The organism is Hydrogenoanaerobacterium saccharovorans (genome assembly GCF_003814745.1).
GTDB classification, from domain to species: Bacteria; Bacillota; Clostridia; order Oscillospirales; family Ruminococcaceae; genus Hydrogenoanaerobacterium; species Hydrogenoanaerobacterium saccharovorans.
In genome coordinates, this window is sequence record NZ_RKRD01000001.1 from 1,120,302 (window position 1) to 1,141,838 (window position 21,537).

At 43.9% G+C, this 21,537-nt stretch carries 26 protein-coding genes; all 26 read left to right on the top strand.

Annotation, left to right across the window (positions count from 1 at the left end):
• Positions 1-43: 43 nt before the first annotated feature.
• The 26 genes from EDD70_RS05250 (at position 44) to EDD70_RS05375 (ending at position 21,535) form a co-directional block, all read left to right on the top strand.
• Positions 44-538, top strand: a complete 495-nt coding sequence (locus EDD70_RS05250) for a hypothetical protein (RefSeq protein ID WP_092752293.1) — start codon at positions 44-46, stop codon at positions 536-538.
• The gene (locus EDD70_RS05255; protein ID WP_092752290.1) at positions 519-2,339 is read left to right on the top strand and encodes a phage terminase large subunit family protein; all 1,821 of its coding nucleotides are present in this window, start codon (positions 519-521) and stop codon (positions 2,337-2,339) included. The genes EDD70_RS05250 and EDD70_RS05255 overlap by 20 nt, the downstream gene beginning before the upstream one ends.
• Positions 2,339-2,590, top strand: coding sequence for a DUF6148 family protein (locus EDD70_RS05260; protein ID WP_092752288.1), 252 nt, complete (start codon positions 2,339-2,341; stop codon positions 2,588-2,590). The genes EDD70_RS05255 and EDD70_RS05260 overlap by 1 nt, the downstream gene beginning before the upstream one ends.
• Positions 2,591-2,605: 15 nt before the next feature.
• Positions 2,606-4,147 (top strand): phage portal protein, encoded by a 1,542-nt coding sequence (locus EDD70_RS05265; RefSeq protein ID WP_242943077.1) that lies wholly within the window; start codon positions 2,606-2,608, stop codon positions 4,145-4,147.
• Positions 4,110-5,249 (top strand): head maturation protease, ClpP-related, encoded by a 1,140-nt coding sequence (locus tag EDD70_RS05270; RefSeq protein ID WP_092752286.1) that lies wholly within the window; start codon positions 4,110-4,112, stop codon positions 5,247-5,249. The genes EDD70_RS05265 and EDD70_RS05270 overlap by 38 nt, the downstream gene beginning before the upstream one ends.
• Positions 5,250-5,261: 12 nt before the next feature.
• The gene (locus EDD70_RS05275) at positions 5,262-5,585 is read left to right on the top strand and encodes a hypothetical protein (RefSeq protein WP_092752284.1); all 324 of its coding nucleotides are present in this window, start codon (positions 5,262-5,264) and stop codon (positions 5,583-5,585) included.
• A 13-nt stretch (positions 5,586-5,598) separates the two neighbouring features.
• Positions 5,599-6,654: a major capsid protein gene (locus tag EDD70_RS05280; RefSeq protein WP_092752282.1), complete on the top strand. Its 1,056-nt coding sequence runs from the start codon at positions 5,599-5,601 to the stop codon at positions 6,652-6,654.
• The gene (locus tag EDD70_RS05285; protein WP_092752280.1) at positions 6,654-6,989 is read left to right on the top strand and encodes a hypothetical protein; all 336 of its coding nucleotides are present in this window, start codon (positions 6,654-6,656) and stop codon (positions 6,987-6,989) included. Before EDD70_RS05280 ends, EDD70_RS05285 begins: the two co-directional genes overlap by 1 nt.
• Complete coding sequence (locus EDD70_RS05290; protein WP_092752278.1) at positions 6,986-7,597, top strand: phage tail protein; 612 nt, start codon at positions 6,986-6,988, stop codon at positions 7,595-7,597. Before EDD70_RS05285 ends, EDD70_RS05290 begins: the two co-directional genes overlap by 4 nt.
• 15 nt (positions 7,598-7,612) lie before the next feature.
• Entirely contained in the window at positions 7,613-8,101 is a 489-nt protein-coding gene (locus tag EDD70_RS05295; protein WP_092752276.1) for a hypothetical protein, read from the top strand.
• Positions 8,092-8,418: a hypothetical protein gene (locus tag EDD70_RS05300; protein ID WP_092752274.1), complete on the top strand. Its 327-nt coding sequence runs from the start codon at positions 8,092-8,094 to the stop codon at positions 8,416-8,418. Before EDD70_RS05295 ends, EDD70_RS05300 begins: the two co-directional genes overlap by 10 nt.
• Positions 8,419-8,421: 3 nt before the next feature.
• Positions 8,422-9,864: a phage tail sheath family protein gene (locus EDD70_RS05305; protein ID WP_092752272.1), complete on the top strand. Its 1,443-nt coding sequence runs from the start codon at positions 8,422-8,424 to the stop codon at positions 9,862-9,864.
• Between the two features lie 14 nt (positions 9,865-9,878).
• Positions 9,879-10,394: a phage major tail tube protein gene (locus EDD70_RS05310; RefSeq protein WP_092752270.1), complete on the top strand. Its 516-nt coding sequence runs from the start codon at positions 9,879-9,881 to the stop codon at positions 10,392-10,394.
• A 19-nt stretch (positions 10,395-10,413) separates the two neighbouring features.
• Positions 10,414-10,746 (top strand): hypothetical protein, encoded by a 333-nt coding sequence (locus EDD70_RS05315; RefSeq protein ID WP_092752268.1) that lies wholly within the window; start codon positions 10,414-10,416, stop codon positions 10,744-10,746.
• Positions 10,747-10,910: 164 nt separating this feature from the next.
• On the top strand, positions 10,911-14,237 hold the full coding sequence (locus tag EDD70_RS05320) for a phage tail tape measure protein (RefSeq protein ID WP_092752266.1): 3,327 nt from the start codon (positions 10,911-10,913) through the stop codon (positions 14,235-14,237).
• Positions 14,230-14,442: a tail protein X gene (locus tag EDD70_RS05325; protein ID WP_092752264.1), complete on the top strand. Its 213-nt coding sequence runs from the start codon at positions 14,230-14,232 to the stop codon at positions 14,440-14,442. The genes EDD70_RS05320 and EDD70_RS05325 overlap by 8 nt, the downstream gene beginning before the upstream one ends.
• Positions 14,439-15,734, top strand: coding sequence for a phage late control D family protein (locus tag EDD70_RS05330; RefSeq protein WP_092752262.1), 1,296 nt, complete (start codon positions 14,439-14,441; stop codon positions 15,732-15,734). The genes EDD70_RS05325 and EDD70_RS05330 overlap by 4 nt, the downstream gene beginning before the upstream one ends.
• Positions 15,734-16,078: a hypothetical protein gene (locus tag EDD70_RS05335; RefSeq protein WP_092752260.1), complete on the top strand. Its 345-nt coding sequence runs from the start codon at positions 15,734-15,736 to the stop codon at positions 16,076-16,078. Before EDD70_RS05330 ends, EDD70_RS05335 begins: the two co-directional genes overlap by 1 nt.
• Positions 16,079-16,480 (top strand): phage tail protein, encoded by a 402-nt coding sequence (locus EDD70_RS05340; RefSeq protein WP_092752258.1) that lies wholly within the window; start codon positions 16,079-16,081, stop codon positions 16,478-16,480.
• A gap of 13 nt (positions 16,481-16,493) precedes the next feature.
• The gene (locus EDD70_RS05345; protein WP_092752256.1) at positions 16,494-16,820 is read left to right on the top strand and encodes a GPW/gp25 family protein; all 327 of its coding nucleotides are present in this window, start codon (positions 16,494-16,496) and stop codon (positions 16,818-16,820) included.
• Positions 16,810-17,937: a baseplate assembly protein gene (locus EDD70_RS05350; protein ID WP_092752254.1), complete on the top strand. Its 1,128-nt coding sequence runs from the start codon at positions 16,810-16,812 to the stop codon at positions 17,935-17,937. The genes EDD70_RS05345 and EDD70_RS05350 overlap by 11 nt, the downstream gene beginning before the upstream one ends.
• On the top strand, positions 17,930-18,598 hold the full coding sequence (locus tag EDD70_RS05355; protein WP_092752252.1) for a phage tail protein I: 669 nt from the start codon (positions 17,930-17,932) through the stop codon (positions 18,596-18,598). Before EDD70_RS05350 ends, EDD70_RS05355 begins: the two co-directional genes overlap by 8 nt.
• 5 nt (positions 18,599-18,603) lie before the next feature.
• Positions 18,604-19,485 carry a phage tail protein gene (locus tag EDD70_RS05360; RefSeq protein WP_092752249.1) on the top strand — a complete coding sequence of 294 codons (882 nt, stop codon included), beginning with the start codon at positions 18,604-18,606 and terminating at the stop codon, positions 19,483-19,485.
• Positions 19,486-19,510: 25 nt separating this feature from the next.
• Entirely contained in the window at positions 19,511-21,214 is a 1,704-nt protein-coding gene (locus EDD70_RS05365) for a DUF6273 domain-containing protein (RefSeq protein ID WP_092752246.1), read from the top strand.
• On the top strand, positions 21,211-21,396 hold the full coding sequence (locus tag EDD70_RS05370) for a hypothetical protein (protein ID WP_092752244.1): 186 nt from the start codon (positions 21,211-21,213) through the stop codon (positions 21,394-21,396). The genes EDD70_RS05365 and EDD70_RS05370 overlap by 4 nt, the downstream gene beginning before the upstream one ends.
• Positions 21,389-21,535 (top strand): XkdX family protein, encoded by a 147-nt coding sequence (locus tag EDD70_RS05375; RefSeq protein WP_092752242.1) that lies wholly within the window; start codon positions 21,389-21,391, stop codon positions 21,533-21,535. The genes EDD70_RS05370 and EDD70_RS05375 overlap by 8 nt, the downstream gene beginning before the upstream one ends.
• Positions 21,536-21,537 lie beyond the last annotated feature (2 nt).

Consider the following 21,537-nt stretch of genomic DNA (forward strand, 5'->3'; position numbering starts at 1 on the left):
GGGGGTGTATTCAAAAACGGTTTAAAGGGGAGGGGGAGAGAATGTGAAACTTTACGATTCGAAAGCGGTTGCCCGGTTTTTAGATATTACAGAACGCAGGGTAAGGCAGCTGCGTGACGAAAATGTAATTGCAGAAGTTCGCCCCGGTTTGTACAACTTAAAAGACACAAACCACCGCTATATAAACTATTTGAGAAAACGCAACCCAGAAAGTGAAGAAAGCATCAGCTACAACACCGAGCGAGCAAAGCTGGTTCGCGCCAAGCGTTTAAATGAAGAATTAGAATTGAAGTTAAGGGAAAATCAGCTGCATAGCACGGAAGATGTTGAAACGGTTATGACAGACATGCTGGTAAACTTTAGAGCCCGATTATTAGCAATCCCCGCTAAGCTTGCGCCGATTCTGAGTAAGAAAACCAGTCAATCTGAAATTGCAAAAATTTTAAAAAGCAGTATTATTGATGCTCTAAACGAGCTATCTGACTTTGATAAAACATTTATGACAGGTGAAAAACACAATGAAACAAGCCACCATTGATCTATTCACACAAATATTTTCGGTGCTCGCACCGCCGCCGAACTTAACAATATCCGAGTGGGCAGATAAATACCGTTATCTTTCGCAGGAATCATCGGCACAGCCGGGTAAATGGAATACGGCAAAAACCCCATATTTGCGCGAGATAATGGACGCAATAACAGATGATGAGACTAAAAAAGTTGTGTTTATGAGTGCGGCTCAGCTTGGAAAAACAGATGGCCCAATATTAAACTCGATTGGTTACTATATGTACTGCGACCCATGCCCAATTATGGTTTTGCAACCCACCATACAAATGGCAGAGACATTTTCAAAAGACCGCCTTGCGCCAATGCTGCGTGACACCCCAATTTTGCGGGATAAGATAAATGACAAAAGCAGAAACAGTGGCAACACCATATTGCAAAAAATATTCCCCGGCGGTCATGTAACAATGGTTGGTGCAAATTCCGCATCCTCCCTTGCATCCCGCCCAATACGTATTTTACTGGCAGATGAAATAGACAGGTACTCAGAAACGGCGGGGAAAGAGGGCGACCCGCTTTTACTTGCGTCCAAGCGCATTACAACTTTTTGGAATAAAAAAGAAGTATATACCTCCACACCAACCATTAAAGGGCTTTCTCGAATCGAGGTAGAATACATACACAGCACGCAAGAGGAATGGAACGTACCTTGCCCAGAATGCGGCGAATACCAGCCAATGGAGTGGGCACAAGTGATTTTTGACAAAGAAAATCTAGAGGAAATTTGCTATGCGTGCTCAAAATGTGGTGTTGTGCTCAGTGAGCCAACTTGGAAAGAGCAGTATATAAACGGAAAATTCGTTGCAAAGTTCCCAAATCGAAAGGTTCGCGGATTTCATTTGAATGCCCTTTCTTCTTTATTGACTGAGTGGAAAGACATTGTACAAAAATTTCTTACTGCAAACGAAGAAAAGAAAAAAGGTAATATTCATCTGCTAAAAGTTTGGACAAACACCGAAATGGGGCAGACGTGGGAAGAAGAGGGTGAGCAGCTGGAACAGGACGACCTTTATAAACGGCGGGAAAAATACAACTGCGAAGTTCCCGAAGAGGTCATCTGCTTAACGGCGGGAATTGACACACAGGACGACCGTTTTGAAATTGAGGTTGTTGGCTGGGGCGTAGATAAAGAAAGCTGGGGCATAAAATATCAAGTGATTTACGGAGATTTAAAGTTGCCAGAGATTTGGAATGAGTTAGACACATTTTTAAGCCAAACCTTCACCAGAGCGGATGGCGCAAAGCTAAAAATAATTTGTGCCTGCATGGATAGCGGCGGGCACTTTACCAATCAGGTATATAAATTCTGTAAAGCACGCACTGCCCGCCGTGTTTATGCAATTAAAGGGAAAGGCGGAATGGAGGTGCCGTATGTCAAAAAGCCGACGAAATCAAACCGAGCAAAAACACCTTTGTTTATTATTGGCGTTGATACGGGTAAATCGCTGCTCTATCAGTGTTTGGCAATTACAGAAGAGGGACCAAACTATTGTCATTTTCCGAAAGAAAAAGACCGAGGCTATACACAAGAATACTTCAAAGGGCTTACTGCCGAAAAGATGGTTTTGACCTACAAGCAAGGAAGAGCACAACACATATGGATGTTAAAAGACAGCGGGTACAAACGAAATGAGCCGCTTGACATTCGCAACTATGCAACGGCAGCACTGGAGATTGCAAACCCCGTACTTAAAAAACCAGATAAAACAGACGTTACCGGTTCCCCTATTAAAAAGCGGGGCAGGCGGTCACGGTCGGGAGGTGTTATTTAATGGCAAAGGCAAAGAGAATAGAAACGCCGCTTGAAACGGCAAGAAACCATTTGAACGCATGGCTAAACGCAGAACTAGAGGTTACGACCCACCAAAGCTATTCGATCGGGTCAAGAAGCCTTACAAAAGCAAACCTTGCGGAAATTCGGCAGCAGATAATTTTTTGGAGTAACGCAGTTGCACGGCTTGAAAATATAAAAATAAGAAACGGACGTAACCGCGTTACGCGAATTGTCCCGCGGGATTTATAAGGACGGTGAACCCACTTGAATGTTTTTGATAAAGCTATTACGGCAATATTTCCACAAAAAGGGCTGAAACGTGCCGCCGCACGCCAGCGGTTGCAAATAATGAATAGCGGGTACAGCAACTATGGGGCTTCGCACACAAAAAAGTCATTGCTCGGTTGGCTGCACGCCGGTGGCAGCGCGAGGGAAGACATCCAAGAAAATCTCTCCACCTTAAGGCAGCGCTCAAGAGATTTGTATATGGGCGTACCGCTTGCAACAGGCGCAATTAAAACATGCCGTACCAACGTAGTGGGGTCGGGCTTAAAGTTAAAAAGTCAAATAGACTATGAAGCTTTGGGAATAACCGAAGCGGAAGCCCGCAAGCTGGAAACAAAAATTGAGCGGGAATTTGCATTGTGGGCAGATACACCAGCGTGCGACCTTGAAAGGCTGGATAACTTTTTTGAATTGCAACAGCTTGCTTTTTTAAATTGGCTTATGAGTGGTGATGTAATTGTTACCTTGCCAGTGACAAAGCGCGTTAACATGCCATACGATTTGCGGGTAAACCTGATTGAAGCGGATCGATTAAGCAACCCGTACGGCACCATTAACCCCAAAATTGTAGGTGGTGTTGAAATTAACCAAGCGGGGGAGGTTGTAGCGTACCATATAAGCAAACACCACCCACTTTCGTACGAAAATAGTGAAACGGCATGGACGCGTGTGGAAGCTTACGGAGAAAATACAGGCAGAAGAAACGTACTCCATGTAATGAACAGGGAACGCATTGGTCAGCGCCGAGGCGTTCCTTTTCTTGCACCCGTTATTGAGGCATTAAAACAGCTGGGGCGATATACAGACGCGGAGCTTGTAGCCGCGGTTGTGTCGGGCATGTTTACAATCTTCATTGAAAAGGATGGCGTTAGTGAAGAAGTGCCGTTTGGAGAGATAATACCGGAAGCCCTGCAAGTGGACAGAGCAGATGAAAACTCCCTTGAACTAGCCCCCGGTGCCATTATTGATTTAAATGAGGGAGAAAAAGCCCACGATATGAACCCCGGTAGACCAAATACTGCCTTTGATGGCTTTGTTACATCGATTTGCAGGCAGATTGGTGCAGCGCTTGAAATTCCGTACGAGCTTCTTGTAAAGAATTTTCACGCATCCTATTCAGCCAGCCGTGGTGCGTTGTTGGAAGCATGGAAAATGTTTCGCATGTACCGAACTTGGCTTGCGAATGATTTTTGCCAGCCTATTTTTGAAGAATGGCTTGCGGAGGCGGTGGCCAAAGGGCGCATTTCGGCACCGGGCTTTTTAGCAGACCCAATAAAACGGAAAGCTTATTGCGGTGCAGAATGGAACGGACCGGCGCAAGGATTGTTAAACCCGGTACATGAAGTAACAGCGGCAGAAAAGAGAGTAAACAACGGGTTCAGCACCCGCGACCGCGAAGCGATGGAGATGAATGGTTCCGATTTTTACAGAAACGCCGCACAACTAAAACGAGAAGAAGAGATAATGAAAGAGGTGAAAGGAAATGCCAGCGGGGCAGAAATCAACACAAACAAAGAATAAACATTTTTGGAGCTTTCGAAATTCAGCAGAGAAAAATACCTCCCCCGAGTTGATACTTTACGGTGATATTGCCTCTGAAACTTGGTGGGGCGATGAAGTAACCCCCAAGCAATTTACAGAGGAATTAACCGCGCTGGGCAACGTCGATGAAATCGTTGTGAGAATTAACAGCGGCGGCGGTGATGTGTTTGCAGCCAATGCTATCTATACGCGGCTCAAGGATAACCCGGCAAAAATTACTGTAAAAATAGATGGCTGGGCAGCTTCTGCGGCAACCATTGTTGCAATGGCGGGAGACACAATAGAGATACCGGGAAATGGTGTATTCATGGTGCACGACCCTAAAATGGGTGTTTTAGGATATTTCAGCGAAAGCGAATTTGTAAAGCTCTCGGAAGAACTAAAGGTCATAAAACAATCCATCGTAAACGGGTATGCGCTAAAAACAGGAAAAGATGAAGCTGAGATTGCCGCAATTATGGCAACCGAAACATGGTACGACGGGAAACAAGCGGTAGACGCAGGTTTTTGCGACAAGCTGATGTTTGAAGAAATTGAAACAGCAATTGAAAACACCTCAAAGCTAATTGTAAATAGCGTTCCGTTGGATATTTCGCGCTTTCCAGATATGCCAATTTCACTAATAAACCGCATTGCGACGCACACGCAAAGCAGTTTTTTAAATACATCAACACAAAATCAAACCAAAGAGGAGAGAGAAAACATGACCGAGAACAAAGACATTAAAACGGTAAACGACCTAAAAGCGGTTTACCCCGAGTTAACAAAGCAAGTAGCCGACAACGCAGCGCTTGCGGAACGTACCCGCATAAAAGACATTGAAGAAATGGCATTGGATGGCTTTGACAGCATTGTAAATGTCGCAAAGTTTGAAAAACCCGTTGCCGCCGCCGATGTTGCTATGCAGATTGTAGCAGAGCAGAAAAAACAAGGCGGCAGTTACCTTGCAAACAGAGAAAAAGACGTTGAGAACAGCAACGTAAACAAAGTGGAAAACAACAGTCAAGAGGGCGTGAGCGGTAAAAATGACAACAATCCGTTTGACGCGGCAATTGACAAAGTATTCCCCATAGCGAAATAAGGAGGAGAAAAAATGTTTGAGATTGGCAAAACAGCACACACCCCAGACAACTTTTTTGCAGGAACTTTTCCTATTGTAACCGATGTTGGAATTATAAAACCGGGAGCTGACATAAAAAAACACGCGCCGCTCAGCAAAGGGGAGAATGGAATTGAGGAAGCGGCGGCAGATACGCTGGATAAGCTGGTAGGCATTGCGGCGGACGTACCGAGTGAAGGTGAAGTGGTTTACTATTTAACCGGTGAATATTTTGCAAACGCACTTGTTTTACCAAAAGGTGTAACCCTTGAAGCACTCAAACCCGCTTTGCGCCAGCTTGAAATATTTTTGAAATAAGGAGAAAGAAAACATGCCAAACGAATTTAGCATTTATGAACCCCGCACAATGGGTAAAGTAGTATCCCGTATGCCGGCAGTAAGAACCTTTTTTAGAACAACGTTTTTTAAAAATGTAGAAACATTCCAAACCAAAAGCGTTGATGTTGATTTTAAAAAGGGCAACCGCGCACTTGCGCCGTTTGTACATCGCAAAATTGGAGGAAAAACAATCCCCAATAGTGGCTATCAGACCAAAACATACACCCCGCCGCTGGTTGCGCCAAACAAAATTACTACGGTAGATGACCTGTTGGCAAGACTACCCGGTGAAAACATTTTTAGCGGTAAAAGCCCTGCGGAAAGAGCTGTTGAAAAACTGGCAAACGATTTTGCAGAGCTAAATGAAATGATTGTACGCCGCGAAGAATGGATGGCGGCACAGGCGATTTTTACTGGAACCATTCCTATTGTAGGCGACGGAATCAATGAAGTGATTGACTTTTCGTTTACCAATAATGAAACAATCAAAGACACCGCTAAAAAGTGGAGCGCGTCAACTTCCGACCCAATTGCGGATATAAAGCGTTGGCGCAAAAAAGTGCAAAAAACCGGCTTTGTAAATTGCAATGTCTGTATTATGGCGGATGACGTTGCAACCGCTTTTATTAACCATGAAAAGGTGCAAAAGCTTCTTGATACAAAGGGCTATGACCTTGCCGCCATTAAGCCACGCGAACTGCCAAACGGTGTAACTTATATTGGCACGCTACACGCGGAGGGTGTTGATATTTATACTTATAATGAGTGGTATTTGGATGATTGGACAGACCCGGAAAATATGAGCGAACAGCCCATTGTGCCGGACGGAACGGTAACATTGCTTTCTACCGGAGCTGATTATTCTATGTATTACGGTGCAGTCACCCTGCTTGATGAGAAGACGCAGAATTTTATCACTGTTGAGGGTGCAAAAGTACCGGACTCTTGGATTGAGCGCAACCCATCCCGCCGTTTTCTCCAACTGAACAGCAACCCACTTCCTGTGCCACATGAAGTGGATAGCTGGTATACCGCAAAGGTGCTGTAATGAACTTTAAAGCGCAAATTGAGCGCGATTTGAATGCGATATTTCATAACAGCAACGAACATGCCTGTATTTCAGAGTTTTGGATTGGTAAGAACCGATATAAAGGCCCCGTCATACTGGATGATGGCGGGGCACAAGACAGGAAAAAGCCGTATGCTGACCATGTGGACGGCTTAACTCTTGTTGATTTAGTAATGTATGCACCTTTATCACTATTAAAAACTACCCCAAAAAGAGGACAAACGGTAGAAATTGGCGATGATGTTTACACTGTTGCAAAGGTTCATGCCGAAGTGGGCGAAGTTGTTCTTTATTTGGAGATGCTGGCAGAATGATTAAAATAACAAATGAACAGATTGAGCGGGTAAGCCTTATTTTGGGGAACATACCAAACGGCACAGAAAAAGCACTTTCAAATATTATCAGCCGAGGAAACGCTACCACAAAAACAGAAGTAGTTAAGCAGATAACAAGCGTTTATGCAATTACACAAAAGAGCCTTCGAGCAGAAACAACGATAAATATGCGAACGCGCAAGGAGGAAAGTGGAATTGTGGGAACAGTCACTTTTTCAGGGTATAAATTACCTCTTTACCGATTCAATGTTTCGCCAACTATGCCGGTGAAAACAAAAGATTATGTTCCGGTAAAGACAGAAACTGGATGGAGAATGTACCGAAAAAGTGCGCCCGTAAAAGCAGCTGTTAAAAAATCGAACACACAGACTCTATTCCAAGATGCATTTGTTGCCACGATGATGAATGGTCATACCGGAATATTTGAACGAAAAGGAAGACACAAAATTACCGAACATATGGGTCTATCTACTGCCCAGATGGCAAGAAACAGCGTCGTGCTGGAACAAGTGGAACAGGTAGTGCAAGAAACTGTAAACAAGCGTATTGAACATGAAATAACCCGTATTCTAAATGGCTATGTATAACGGAGGGCGTGAAACATGACAGCGGTTATACTGCTTAAAGAACTAAAAAAATTTATCGAAGAGCATACAAAGGATATAATTCTTTGCGTCCGAGTAAAGAAAAACAGCGGTGAAAGCAAAGAACGGACCGCTCAGGTGTACACGATGCAGCTACCGGATAAGGAAGCAGAAACGCAGCAAATCCCATACATTTTGTTGCAATTTTTAACAGGCAAAGATGAGCAAAACGAGGGAGTAAGCGCAGAGAGCGAATGCAAAATAAGAATTGTTGTTGCAACCTATTCTGAAGACGGGGGAGCGGGCGCAATGGATGTTCTGAACCTCTTAACCAGAATAAGAGTGGCTTTGCTGAAAGCGGGGATTGTGGGAGAGCAGTTTTTACTAAAAAAACCACTGGAGTACATTGTTTACCCAGACAGTTCGGCCCCTTATTATTTGGGCGAAATGCTTACTGTTTGGGGTATGCCTAAGATAGAAAGAGAGGTTGAACTGGAATGGCAGTAAAAAAGAATACTAACGAGCCGGAGGTGATCGGTGCGAAACAAAAAACAAATGCAGTCAAAGATTATCAGCACTATGTTTATATCGGCCCCACCTTGCCGGGTGGAAAACTAAAATGCAATACCGTTTTAATCGGCGACATGCAGATAATCAAGGCATATTACAGCCATGTGCTGGAGGAATACCCGCAGATTGAACGACTTATCGTCCCGATCCATCGGTTGGGAGAAATGAAAGAAAAAGCTCAAGCACCCGGAAACATTATTAATAAATACTACGGTGATGTTGTTTCTAGCATGAGCACAAATAAGGAGGAATAAAAGATGGCATATTTTCACGGCGTAAAAGCACGCCAAGTCGGTTCATCGGTATCCACTCCGGTTACAGCAGCAAGCGGCATTGTGTTTGTCGTAGGTACTGCACCCGTTCACATGGTTTCTGGAAAAGTGAATGTTCCTATACTTGGCAGCAATTATAGTGAAGCAGTTGCCGCACTGGGATACAGCAACGATTGGAGCAAATACAGCCTTTGTGAAGTAATGTATTCGCATTACAAGTTGTATGGAGTTGCACCGGTTGTGTTTGTGAACGTCCTTGACCCTGCAAAGCACAAAAAGACAGTGGCGGCATCCGATGTTGATTTGACTGAGAAAAAAGCATACCTTCCGCTTGAAGCGATGAAAGATACGGTTGTTGTAAAAAGTGAAGCAGAAAGCGGAACAACTTACCAAGCAGGAACAGACTACGACTTGTTTTACGATGGCGAAAAACTTGTGTTGGAATTGTTGGACGGGGGAAAAGTACCCGAAACGGCGAAGAAGCTAAACATTGCATACAGCGCGGTAGACCCATCTATGGTCACGGATGCGGATATAATTGGTGGCTTCCATGTTGAAACGAAGCAAACGACAGGATTTGAACTCATTGATAAAGTTTTTCCAATATACGGTGTAGTACCAGACATTTTACTCTGTCCTGGTTGGTCGCATAAAGCAGAAGTTGCTGCCGTCATGAGCAGCAAAGCACAAAATATCAACGGTGTTTTTGAGGGGAAAGCCCTTATTGATGTTGATACAACCACCGTAACACATTATTCTGACGCACCGGCATGGAAAAAGAAAAACAATATCAATTCGAGAATACAAATTCTCTGTTACCCCATGTGTAAGATGGGTGGCAAGGTGTTCCATCTTTCAACGCAGGCGGCAGGGCTTATGGCAACGGTAGATGCCAATAATGACAATTGCCCAGCAGAAAGTCCATCAAACAAGCCGCTTAAAATAGACAGCACTGTTTTAAAGGATGGAACGGAAACTGCCCTTGATTTACAGCAAGCTAATTTCTTAAACTCCAACGGAATTGTTACTGCTTTAAATTTTATAGGTGGGTTTGTTCTTTGGGGCAACGAAACAGCATGCTTCCCCTCCAGTACAGACGTAAAGGACTACTTTGTCCCTGTTTCGCGCATGTTTGGCTGGATGGCAAATCAAATAATATTAACCTATTGGTCAAAGATAGATGGCAAACTAAACCGACGTTTGATTGATTCTATTGTTGACAGTTTTAATATTTGGCTCAACGGGCTTACATCAGAGGAAAAGTTATTGGGTGGCAGAATTGAATTTAAAGAAGAAGAAAACAGCACAACCGCACTGATGGCGGGAAAGGCTGTTTTTCATATTTATATGACTCCACCCAGCCCGTCAAGAGAGCTTGAATTTGTGTTGGAATATGACGCGGACTATGTATCCGCGGCATTGGCGTAAGGAGGTAAAAACATATGAAAGTGGATAACGGAACCGTAAACTTTGCCGTGTATGAAGATAGCACCGAATATTATGGGATGGCAGAAGTGACCTTACCGGAAATTAACACAATCGCAGAAGAGGTAAAAGGCGCAGGAATTTCGGGTGCATTTAACGGCGCTTTTGTGGGGCACATTGAGGCAATGACACTCGCGCTGAACTTTAGGTCGGTTACCAAAGATGCCATTAAACTTGCAGAACCACGCAACCACCAAATTGATTTGCGCGCCGCCCAGCAACAATGGGACAATACCGCCGGAAAGTTTGTACAACAGGCAGTAAAACATGTACTTATGGCAACCCCCACCAAGTTTGCGCCCGGCAAGCTTTCCCCTGCAAGCCCAGCGGATGCATCGGGTGAATTTGCGGTAACATACTACGCAACTTTTATTAACGGAGAAAAAGTTCTTGAAATAGATATCTTAAACTTTATCTATTTTGTAAATGGTACGGATTATTTAGCGGATGTGCGCAAAGCACTTGGAAAATAGGAAACGGAGGGAAATGACATTGAACGAGCAGAGCAAAAGCGCCTTAACAAATAAAAGAGACGGTGTATATGTCCATACATTTGAAAAACCTTTTGAGTACGAAGAAAAGCAGTACACCGATATGGTGTTTGATTTTAACAAGCTGACCGGACGAGATATGCTGGATATTGAAGCTGAAATGCAGGCGCAACAAGATTATGTGATTGCACCCGAAATTTCAAGAAACTTTCAGGCAAAGATGGCTGCAAAAGCCGGCAAAATAGGTAGTGATGTTTTAGAACAAACGCCGATGAAAGACTTTAACCGTATTACAAACGCCGCACGCGATTTTTTAATAAGCACGGGCTACTAAAAAGCCCGTGCTGCTGGTTGAGAAAAGAAAGTTTTCGGTTGGCGAGAGTTACAAATACACCTGTTTCGTTTTGGATTGAATTGACTTTAAGCCAATTGGAAGCATGGATTACAGATATTAATACTGCTATAGAAGAAGATGACAAAAGGTAAGGGGGTGACGGCATGGCAGCAGGGCGTAAAGAGTACGAATTATTGTTCAAACTCAAGGCTGCTTTGAACGGAAACTTTCACAGTAGTTTTTCCGACGCCATAAGCACAACAAGGCAACTGCAAAATACTATGACAAAAATAAACTCCGTCACCAAAAAAATAGACGGCTACCAAAGGCAGACAACCGCGGTAGAAAACAACCGAAAAAAGCTTGCAGAGCTTACAACCGAACACGATAGGCTGCAACAGGAAATACGCCAAACAGAACAACCGTCGAAAGCGTTACAAAAACAGTACGAGAGAAACGAAAAGCAGATTGCCGCCACCACCGCAAAAATTGAAGAACAGCAAAAAAAGCTGAATGCGCTTGCATCTGATTTAAAGCAGGCGGGAGTAAATACACAAAACTTAAGTGCATCCAATGAAAAACTACAAAAAAGCTATGAGAATGTAAAGAAAAGCCAAGAAGAATTAGCTGGAATCATTGCAGAACAAGAAAAAACAGCCGACACCATCGCTTCTACAAAAGCACAGCTTGCTAAAACAATCGGGGTTGTTGGGGCGGTTGGAGCTGCTATTTATGCCGGACCCGTTCAAAGCGCGGTAAAATTTGAATCGAAAATGGCGGATGTTGTAAAGGTAGTTGATGGGCTGAAAGACGGTACAGGGGAACTCACGCAAGAATACTTTCAAATGAAAAAAGAGTTTCTTGACCTTTCTACCAAAATACCAATGACCGGTGAGCAGCTAACCGAAATTGCAGCGGCTGCAGGGCAAGCAGGAATTGCAAGAGAGGAGATTATAAAATTTTCTGAGGATGCCGGTAAAATGGGCATTGCGTTTGACACAACGGCAGAACAAGCCGGTGAGTGGATGGCAAAATGGCGCACCTCCTTTGGGCTGTCACAAGAGCAGGTTGTAGAGCTTTCGGACAAAATAAACTATTTGGGCAACACATCGGCAGCAAACGCAGCACAAATATCTTCCATTGTAATGAAGGTAGGCCCTTTGGGGGAAGTTGCCGGATTTGCCAACGGTGAAATTGCAGCACTTGGTGCAACGCTTGTTTCTGTAGGTGTTTCGGAAGATGTAGCCGCAACGGGCATCAAAAAGGTTATGACTACCATGACCGCAGGGGCTGCGGCTACCAAACGTCAACAAGCCGTCCTTGATACAATGGGCATCTCGGCAACAGACCTAGCGCAGCGGATGCAAAAGGATGCAAAGGGCGCAGTCTTAGATTTTATGGGTGCAATTCATAAGCTGCCAAAAGCAGAACAAACAGCGACACTCAAGAATTACTTTGGTGAAGAATCGGTTAGTGCAATAGCCCCAATGCTGACAAAATTGGACTTGCTAAAAGAGCAGTTTGAAAAAGTAGGGGATGCGTCACAATACGCAGGAAGTATGGAGGCAGAATATGCCTCAAGAGCCGATACTACAGAAAACAAAATACAGCTTGCAAAAAACAGTTTAACCAAACTGAGTGTTACCCTTGGCGAAACGTTTTTACCCTATATGGGGCAAGCGGCTGAAAAGGTGTCTGAATTGGTTACCCAGTTCGCTGGATTTGTGGAAAAGAACCCGCAAGCGATAAAAGACTTTATGAAATTAGCGGCAAAGTTAGTCGCTTTAAAAGTGGGAGGGCAGGCGGCCAATTTAGGATTTTTAAAAGCAAAGCAGGGCATTTTAGGGGTTCAAAAAATTATAAAACTATTTTGTTTGGATACCAGTAAAACGGGCAGCATCGTTACAAAAAACGTTGGAGGGATGACCAAATCAATTGGGCTTCTGAAAGGGGCATTTACACTCCTTTCGGGGCCGATTGGAATAACAATTACAGCACTTGCCGCATTAACGGGCGGAATTATGCTTTATATGAAGTCGCAAGAAAATGCGCGGCAAGATACGCTTACGTTCAGCAAAGACTTAAAGAAAGCAGCTGAATCTTACCAAGAAGTAAGCAATAAAGCGGCATCTACTCAAAATTTGATAGACGAATATCGTCAGTTGGAGGAAAAAACAAGGGATGTTGCAACTTCGGCAGACGAGGCGGCGCAGGCAAAAGAACGAATGAAAAACATCGAGGAACTTCTTATTGAGCAAAACCCCAATGTCTTATCAAAGTACGACCAAGAAAACGGCAAAATATCAGAAAACCTCGGCTTGTTGGAGAAAAAAACACAGCAGGAACTGGAACTTGCCAAAATTCAATTAGAACAGCAGCAGTATGAAGCCGAAAAGAAATTACCCAAAGCTTTAGGGGAAATTGGCGGCATAACCGCAAAAACAAAAAGCTTACTAGAACAATATGAAACAGAAAAGAAAGTTCGTGATGAACTGGGTGAGATTATAGGAGATTGGCAAATTTTCAACGCTACTCAGCATAGTAACGAAGAGATAAACCAAATGTTCGACCAGTTAACTCAAAAGGCAGAACAGGTGGGGAAGTTAGTAGGGAAAGATTGGACCTTTCAAGGCAACGGATTTGCAGGAATTGAAAGTACCTATATTAATTTCGAAAAAAAGGTATCAAAATCCGCTAAAAATATTACAAAGTCAAAAGAAGAGTTAACCACAGTAACGCAGTCTGTCAATGACTACTATGATGCCAGCTTGAAATTAGCAGAGATAGATTTGGGCGGAAGTTTTATAACTGTTTCGGAGAACTTGTCAAAAATCAAATCGGAACTTGCCGAATTGCAAAAAAACGGGCAGGGGGATGGCACACAAGCCGATAAGTTAAAAACAAAGATTAAGGAGTTGGAACCAAAACTTCTAACAGCGGCCGCCACAATACGCGACTTAAACCTTGCTGTAAAAGAAGTGCCGGATGTAAAGACGATCAATGTAAACAATGCGGTAAAAGACATTGAGGGGTTTATTAAAAAGTTAAACGAAGTGCCAACCAGTAAGAAAATAAAGTTGATTGTACAACAAAGTAGTGGCAAAATTCCCGGCTATGCCACAGGCGGGATAATAACCAAGCCAACACTGGCAACCTTTGCCGAAAAATCGCCCGAAGCGGCCATACCCATTGACGGGTCTCAACGGTCAAAAGCAATTTGGCTGCACACGGGTAAACTGCTTCATATGCAAACTCCTCAAACGGCGGCTACATATGCACCAATGTCAAACGTAACCGCGCCCGCAGTTGCCGTTGGTGGGCAAACTTCAAAGTCTATCGTCATTAACAGCACCCCAAAAATATATGTCGACGGCAACCGGCCGAATGATTTAGATGAAAAACTTAAAAATTACAGCCAAGAGCTTTTATACACAATTGAAAACCGATTGCGAAAAAACACGGAGAATGAAAGGCGGGGATGGTATGCCTAGAACCTATACAACAGTTTCCGGTGATATGTGGGATGCAGTAGCCTACAAAGCGATGGGTGATGAAAAGCACACAGATAAACTGATGAAAGCCAATTTACAATATCGTGATACCGTTATTTTCTCAGCGGGCATGGTGCTGGATATTCCAAATGTTGAACCAAGCTATTCAGCTGCTTTACCGCCGTGGAAAAGAGGGGTTTTATGAGCGCCAGCAGTTTAGCAAGGCGCGTTGAAATCTGCCTTGAATTTGAGGGGGTCGATATCAGCACAGACATAAGCCAACACCTTATTGCAATGACTTATACGGACAACGAAGAGGACAAAACGGACGACCTGCAATTGACGTTGGATGACAGAGATGGTGTTTGGCTTGACTGGCTGAATATACCGGCGCAGCCACCCCTGCCGCCCGCTACCAGCAGTGGGTGGAAGATAGGGGATGTGGTGACTGCAAACGGCAGGCCGCAGTACAGCAGCTACGGCAACGGTAACCCAGGCGCAATGCTGAACAACTATAAAGGCAAAGTAACGTACTTAAACCTTAAAAGCGGCATACCTTACCCAATCCATGTAGACCAGAAGGGATGGTTTGCAGAAAGTCAAGTAAAAAAGGAAGAGGCAAAGCAAGATACAATGATGCAAAGCGGCGGTGCAAAAGGCGCGATGTTGCATGCTCTTATTGTGCAAAAAAATTGGGATTTTACCGGAAAAGATAAAATGCTGAATTGCGGCATTTTTGAAGTTGATAGCGTGGACGTAAGTGGCCCGCCTGAGGTTGTGAATATAAAAGGGACATCGCTGCCTTACACCTCAACAATACGAATAGAAAAGAAAACCAAAGCATGGGAAAACATTTATCTTTCAGCGATTGCAGAAGAAATTGCAGTTAAAAACGGGATGAAAAGTATGTTTGAATCGACATATAACCCCTACTACAGCCGCCGCGAACAGGTGCAGCAGTCTGACATTGTTTTCTTGCGAGGGCTTTGCAAAGGTGCCGGTATATCGCTCAAGGTTACATCAAAAACCATCGTTCTTTTTGATGCGGCAACATATGAACAGAAAAATGCAGTAAGAACCATCCAACGTGGCTCAGCAGATATAAAGTCTTATCGATTCGGGACAAATTCAAATGACACTGCATACAGCAGCTGCAAGGTGAGCTATACCAACCCGCAGACCGGTAAAACCATCGAATACACCTATAAACCACAGAACCCAGATGGAACCGGACAACAACTGGAAATAAACGAAAAAGTTAACAATCGTGAGGAAGCCCGGCAACTCGCTATGAAACGATTACGCGAAAAAAACAAGCGTGAATTTACCGCAGAATTAAACCTTGTAGGCGATTTAGACCTTATTGCGGGAGTTACCGTTGAGGTAGTGGGGTATGGTGCTTTCGATGGAAAATATATGGTTGAGAGCGCAACACATAACTTGGCGGGTGGGTATACCGTAAAGTTAAAGCTGCGCCGTGTATTGGAGGGCTATTGATGGGCGTAAGCGAGGAAATAACAGCGTTAAAAAACATTGTGCGTGTTGGTACAGTTAGTTCTGTGAATGCCGCCAACAGAACGGCGCGTGTGAATTTTGCAGATAAAAACAATCTTGTTTCGGGCCCTTTAAAAATACTAAAAAACCCGCCCTTTGTAACAGCTGATGCTGTGGAGCTTACTTATGGGGTTGAGGTGGCGGAAGGGCATACACATGCAGGAAAAGCAGAAAAACATGCGCATCAAATAAAAATATTCCCGTGGGTTCCCTTGGTTGGGGATTTGGTCCTTTGCATCTATTTGCCTAACGGCGAAAGTGACGGCTTTGTGATAGGGGGGATTTAGATGGCAGTGATAGGGTCATGGAGTAACATTGTTTTTAGTGTATCGCGCCGAGAAATAAAAACGTTCGACAGTTTAAAATGGAATTTCGGGGCAAAATATGCCACGCACGAAGTCCATTTAAAAGACCCAATCTTGGAGTTTGTGGGAACGGATGTGGAAACTATATCTTTTTCAATGTTGTTCTCTGCGTTTTTAGGTGTAAACCCAATGACTGAAATTAACAAACTGCACAACGCGGTACGCAAAGGAAAAGTAAGCCGTCTTATTATTGGTAAAAAAACCTTTGGAAAAAACAAATGGGTCATTACCAAAGTGGAAAATCAGTTAGAGCGTTACGATAACCGCGGAAATTTGTTGGCAGCAAAAGCAAATGTAACCATGCAAGCGTATGGTGTGCGTTAGGAGGTAAAGCAAAATGACATATACAATCAAGGCGTTTGAGCCTAAGAGCATCAACCTTGCACCGCAAACAATCGAAGAAGAGGTGTTACAAAATGTAGCCATGATTATTTCAACACCTCAGTTTTCAGTTCCGCTTGACCGTGGCTTTGGGCTGGCACAACAATTTCTTGATAAGCCTTACTCCGTAGCACAGACAATTCTTGTTTCGGAAGTTTTGGACGCAATTGAAAAATATGAGCCGCGGGTAGAGGTGAAAAATGTATCTTTTACGCAGAGTGAAGAGGAAACATTGGCAGGCAAGCTTATTCCTCAGGTGGAGGTGAATATCATTGACAGATAAAGAAAGCGGCTTTCCAGATATCAATTTTGTTGATACGGATACGGAAACGCTTGTAACCAGCTTAATTCAATCGTATGAAATGTTTACAGGACGCACGCTGTATCCGGCAGACCCCACACGGCTTTTCATACTATGGATTGCCGACATAATCATACAAGAGCGGGTTATTATCAACGAGTCTGCAAAGCAGAATGTACCCCGCTATGCACAGGGCAAATACTTAGATTCCCTTGCAGAAATATTTAGGGATACTTACCGGCTGGGAGCAAAATCGGCAAAATCAACCTTTCGCTTTTATCTATCTAAGGCACTTACCGTGCCGCAGATGATACCACAAAACACCCGCGTAACGCTCGACGGCAAGATTACATTTGAAACAACAGAAGACCTCTATATAAAAGCGGGGGAATTGTACGGTGATGTTGCCGCAACCTGCCAGACAGTGGGGACGATCGGAAACGGTTTTGTGCCGGGGCAGATAACGCAGCTTGTTGATGTTTACCCTTACTATGAAAAGGTAGAAAATATTACAACCAGCGCAGGCGGAGCGGAGGAAGAAACCGATGAAGCTTTTTACAAACGTATGCGCGAAAGCATGGAAACTTTTTCGACTGCCGGGCCAATAGGAGCATATGAATACCATGCAAAGTCTGCTTCTACAATCATTGCCGATGTAAAAGCAACATCGCCTACCCCCGGAGTGGTGGATGTTCGCGTGTTGTTGCAGGGCGGAAAATTGCCCGACACTGAAATACTGAATGAAGTCGCCAACGTGCTCAAAGCGGATGATGTGCGACCGCTGACGGATAACGTGAAGGTTGCTGCACCCGAAGCAGTGCCGTACAGCATTGACTTTACCTATTATATGTGGGAGCGGGGGGAAAACAGCGCAGAGGTGATTGCGGAAGAAGTGAACGCCGCTGTAAATAAATATAAACAATGGCAAAGTACCAAAATGGGGCGGGATATTAACCCGTCTTATTTAATTTCTATGGTTATGGCAACGGGAGTAAAACGAGTTGATATAAGAAGCCCCTTTTTTACAACATTGGCAGACAATGCAGTTGCAGTTGCTGAAAAAACAATTATTGTAAACGGGGGTATAGAAAATGAATAACAATATTTATGCTATAGATTTTACGCGTACTTTGCCCCCTCCGCTAAAGGACGACCCTAAAATGCTTGGGCTCGCAAAAACTATTTCAGAGCAATTGCACATAACTGCAAATGAGATAAATAAGAACATTTTGTATGCTCGTATTGACGAGCTAGACGAACAGACACTGGATATTTTGGCTTACGATTTGCATGTTGATTGGTACGACTATACATACCCAATTGAGGTGAAACGTAAGACGATTAAAAGCAGCGTAAAGGTGCACCGCAAATTGGGCACAAAATATGCGGTAGAAACGGCCTTGGGCAGTGTTTTTCCCGGCTCAAAAGTACAAGAATGGTTTGAATACGGCGGAGCACCGTACATGTTTCGCATTGTAATAGGGGTAACTGCAAGCGGCATTACCGCCGAAAAACAAGCAGCTGTTCTTGCAAAAACGCGGTTTTATAAAAACTTGCGTTCGCACCTTGAAGCAATCAACTACAAGGTAGAAAAACATACAAAGGTTCAGGTTGCCGCAGTTCACTCTATAGGAACGCGGCTGGAGGTTTACCCTTATCTTACTACAGATATTTCGTCAAGCGGCGGCGTATTTTATGCAGGATTTGTGCAGGACGCAAGAACCGTTGAAATATATCCTAATACAGAAAGGGCGGTATAAAACAGATGGCAGAAACCCAAAAAACATATGGAACGCTCGTAACCGATGTTGGTGTTCAGCTGATTACTGCTGCCACAATGCAGGGTGCAAAAGTAAATATTACACATCTTGCGGTAGGTGATGGCAACGGCGCGTATTATCAGCCATTACCAAGTATGACAAAGCTGAAAAATGAGAAGTGGCGCGGGGCGGTAAACAGCGTGTTGGTTAGTGAGCAGTCCCCGAACATGATTGACATTGTAGCGGTAGTGCCCTCTTCCGTCGGCGGGTGGACGATTCGCGAGATGGCAGTTTTTGACGAAGCCGAAAACATGATTGCTATTTGCAATACTCCGGATACAGAAAAGGTGATTATCACCACAGGTGCAGCAGGCGAAATTGAATTGACCATGCACCTTGAAATCTCAAATACGGGTGCAATATCTTTCGTAATTGACCCAAACGTAATTACAGCAAGAAAAAAAGATATTGACGACCATAATAGTTCTCCATCTGCACATCAAACACTATTTGCAAAAAAGGCAGATGTTATAGAATTAAATACCCATGTGAATAACCCAGAGATTCACGTAAGCCGCGCACTTATAGAAAATTATGACATTGTAATGACTGAATTGATAGGGCATGCTGAAAATCAAATACTCCACACAACCCAGCAGCAAAAATCGGAGTGGACGACTGGTGCACAGGCGGCGGCGCAAGCGATGAAAGATGCAGTAAACGCCTTGAATAAATGCGCAGAGCTGGAATGCCGAGTTACTCGCGCAGAAGATGGGATTTTCAGCAATATAACGGGCAACCCGTTTCTTGTGTCATTCGATTCTTTTGACGGCGTAACTCTTGTAAAAGGAATTTGGAACAGTGCACGTCAAAGGATTGAATGCTAAGCCAAAATAAGGAGAGTGAAAGGCAATGGCAAAAGAATTAAGCGCGCTTAGTGTAGGCGCCCTTGTTAAAGACATTGGGACGCTTTACAACGGAAAGCCGATTGTATGGCGAATCGTTGACAAAAACCATAGTGGCTACCCAACTGGAGCAATAACATTGATGACGGACAAAATTATTTCGCTAAAATGCTTTGATGCTAGAGAAGTCAATAACAGTGATAGTAATCGCAGCGAAAGAGGAAACAATCGATATATTTATTCCAATATCCGCCAATGGCTAAATAGCGACGCTAACGCTGGTTCTTGGTATGCTGCACAGCATGACGCAGATGCGCCGCCCAACGATGAATATACGGAATACAAAAATGCATACGTTGCAGAGGCAGGCTTCTTAAAAAATTTATCTGACAATATGGTTACCTCATTGCTTGCAACAACAATTAACGTAGGCAAAACAAATGTTGATGGTGGAGGAACAGAAACTTGCACAGATAAAATTTTTCTTGCCTCGCGTGACGAAATGGGGCTTTCTGGCGATCATGCTTTTTCGGTTTTTAAATCAAAAAGCGAGCGCCAAGCATACCCAACCGCTGAATGTGTAAGTAAGAGCGAATATACAGACAGCAACTTTAACACATCTTCACCATGGTATTATTGGTTACGCGACCCTGATGCACTCAGTTCGCATATGGAGCACGCGGTCGGTTATACTGGTACGTCGCACGGTACTTCAGTGTGCTTCAGCCACTGGGGCGTTCGTCCGCTTTGTAATTTGCCATCCCAGATCTTGGTATCTGATTCGCCCGAAGATGATGGAGCATATGCAATCGTATGGAATCTCCCGCCTTCAACCCCTCCTAATATTGATGTTCCGTCAACAGTTTGCAGCGAAAAAAGCTTAACAATAAGCTGGGGCAGTTCTATCGATGAAGATAGCAATCTTGCGGGTTATACACTTGAAAGACAATGCAACGGCGGCGCATGGGTGCAGCTTTACAAGGGTATCAACCGCGCGTTCACCGATTCAATCACGTTTGGCTGGAATACGGTTGCATATCGTGTCAAGGCATACGACAGTGTCGGCGCGGAATCGGCGTATCAAACAAGCGGTACACGAACGGTAATAAATAATACAGCACCAACAATCAGTGGTAATGATGAAGATTTAGGACTGAAAACAGGTGCATTCAGCGTGTCGTACACCGCAACCGATGCGGATAGCGGACAGACGATTACAGCAGTTGAAAAGATTGACGGAGCAGAAAAGAGAAAATTTACAGCAACCAACGGGCAAAACTATTCGTTTAATGTGACGGCAAAAGAATGGATAAAGCTTTTGAACGGGACGCACACCATAACGATTACTGTAAGCGATAATTATGGTGGAACAACTACCCGTACGTATACGTTCACAAAAAATGAAACAGAAATTGAACTAACGCTTGCAACCCCTCTTCCGGCTGACGACTTAGTAACAAAAGCGATTATGAGCGTTACGCGGCAGATTCCGCTGGGTGCGACTTTTTCGGTTGAGGTTTGCAACAACGGCAATGACGCTTCTCCAACTTGGGAGGACGTGACTAACGCCGTTCTTCGAAATAGTAAATTCTTTTTAACAAACACAATAAAAACAGCCGCTACGTGGGGTTTCAACTTCCGAATCAAGGTGAATCGGAATAATGCCAAGGGCGACTGTTTTATTGTATCGGCGGGAGGTAATTTTGAATGAGTGTAAAGCATAGAGAAGACAGCATACAAGCGTTAAAAATCAAGAATACACAAGAGCAGCTACAATTTGCAGAACTTGCCTTGAAACTAGCACAACAAGATACCATCATTGCAGACTTACAGCAAGCCAACGCACAATTGCTGCTACAGATGGCACAGACTGGAGGGAATACAAATGTTTAATTGGTACAACACCATCAAACAATATTTTATATTAGGGCTTTACAAAAAGCCGCAATTGGAAGTGTTTGTGAAAGCAAAGTGGATTACAACGGAACAAAAGCAAGAGATTTTGCATTCAACTGCAAAAACGGAGGGATGACG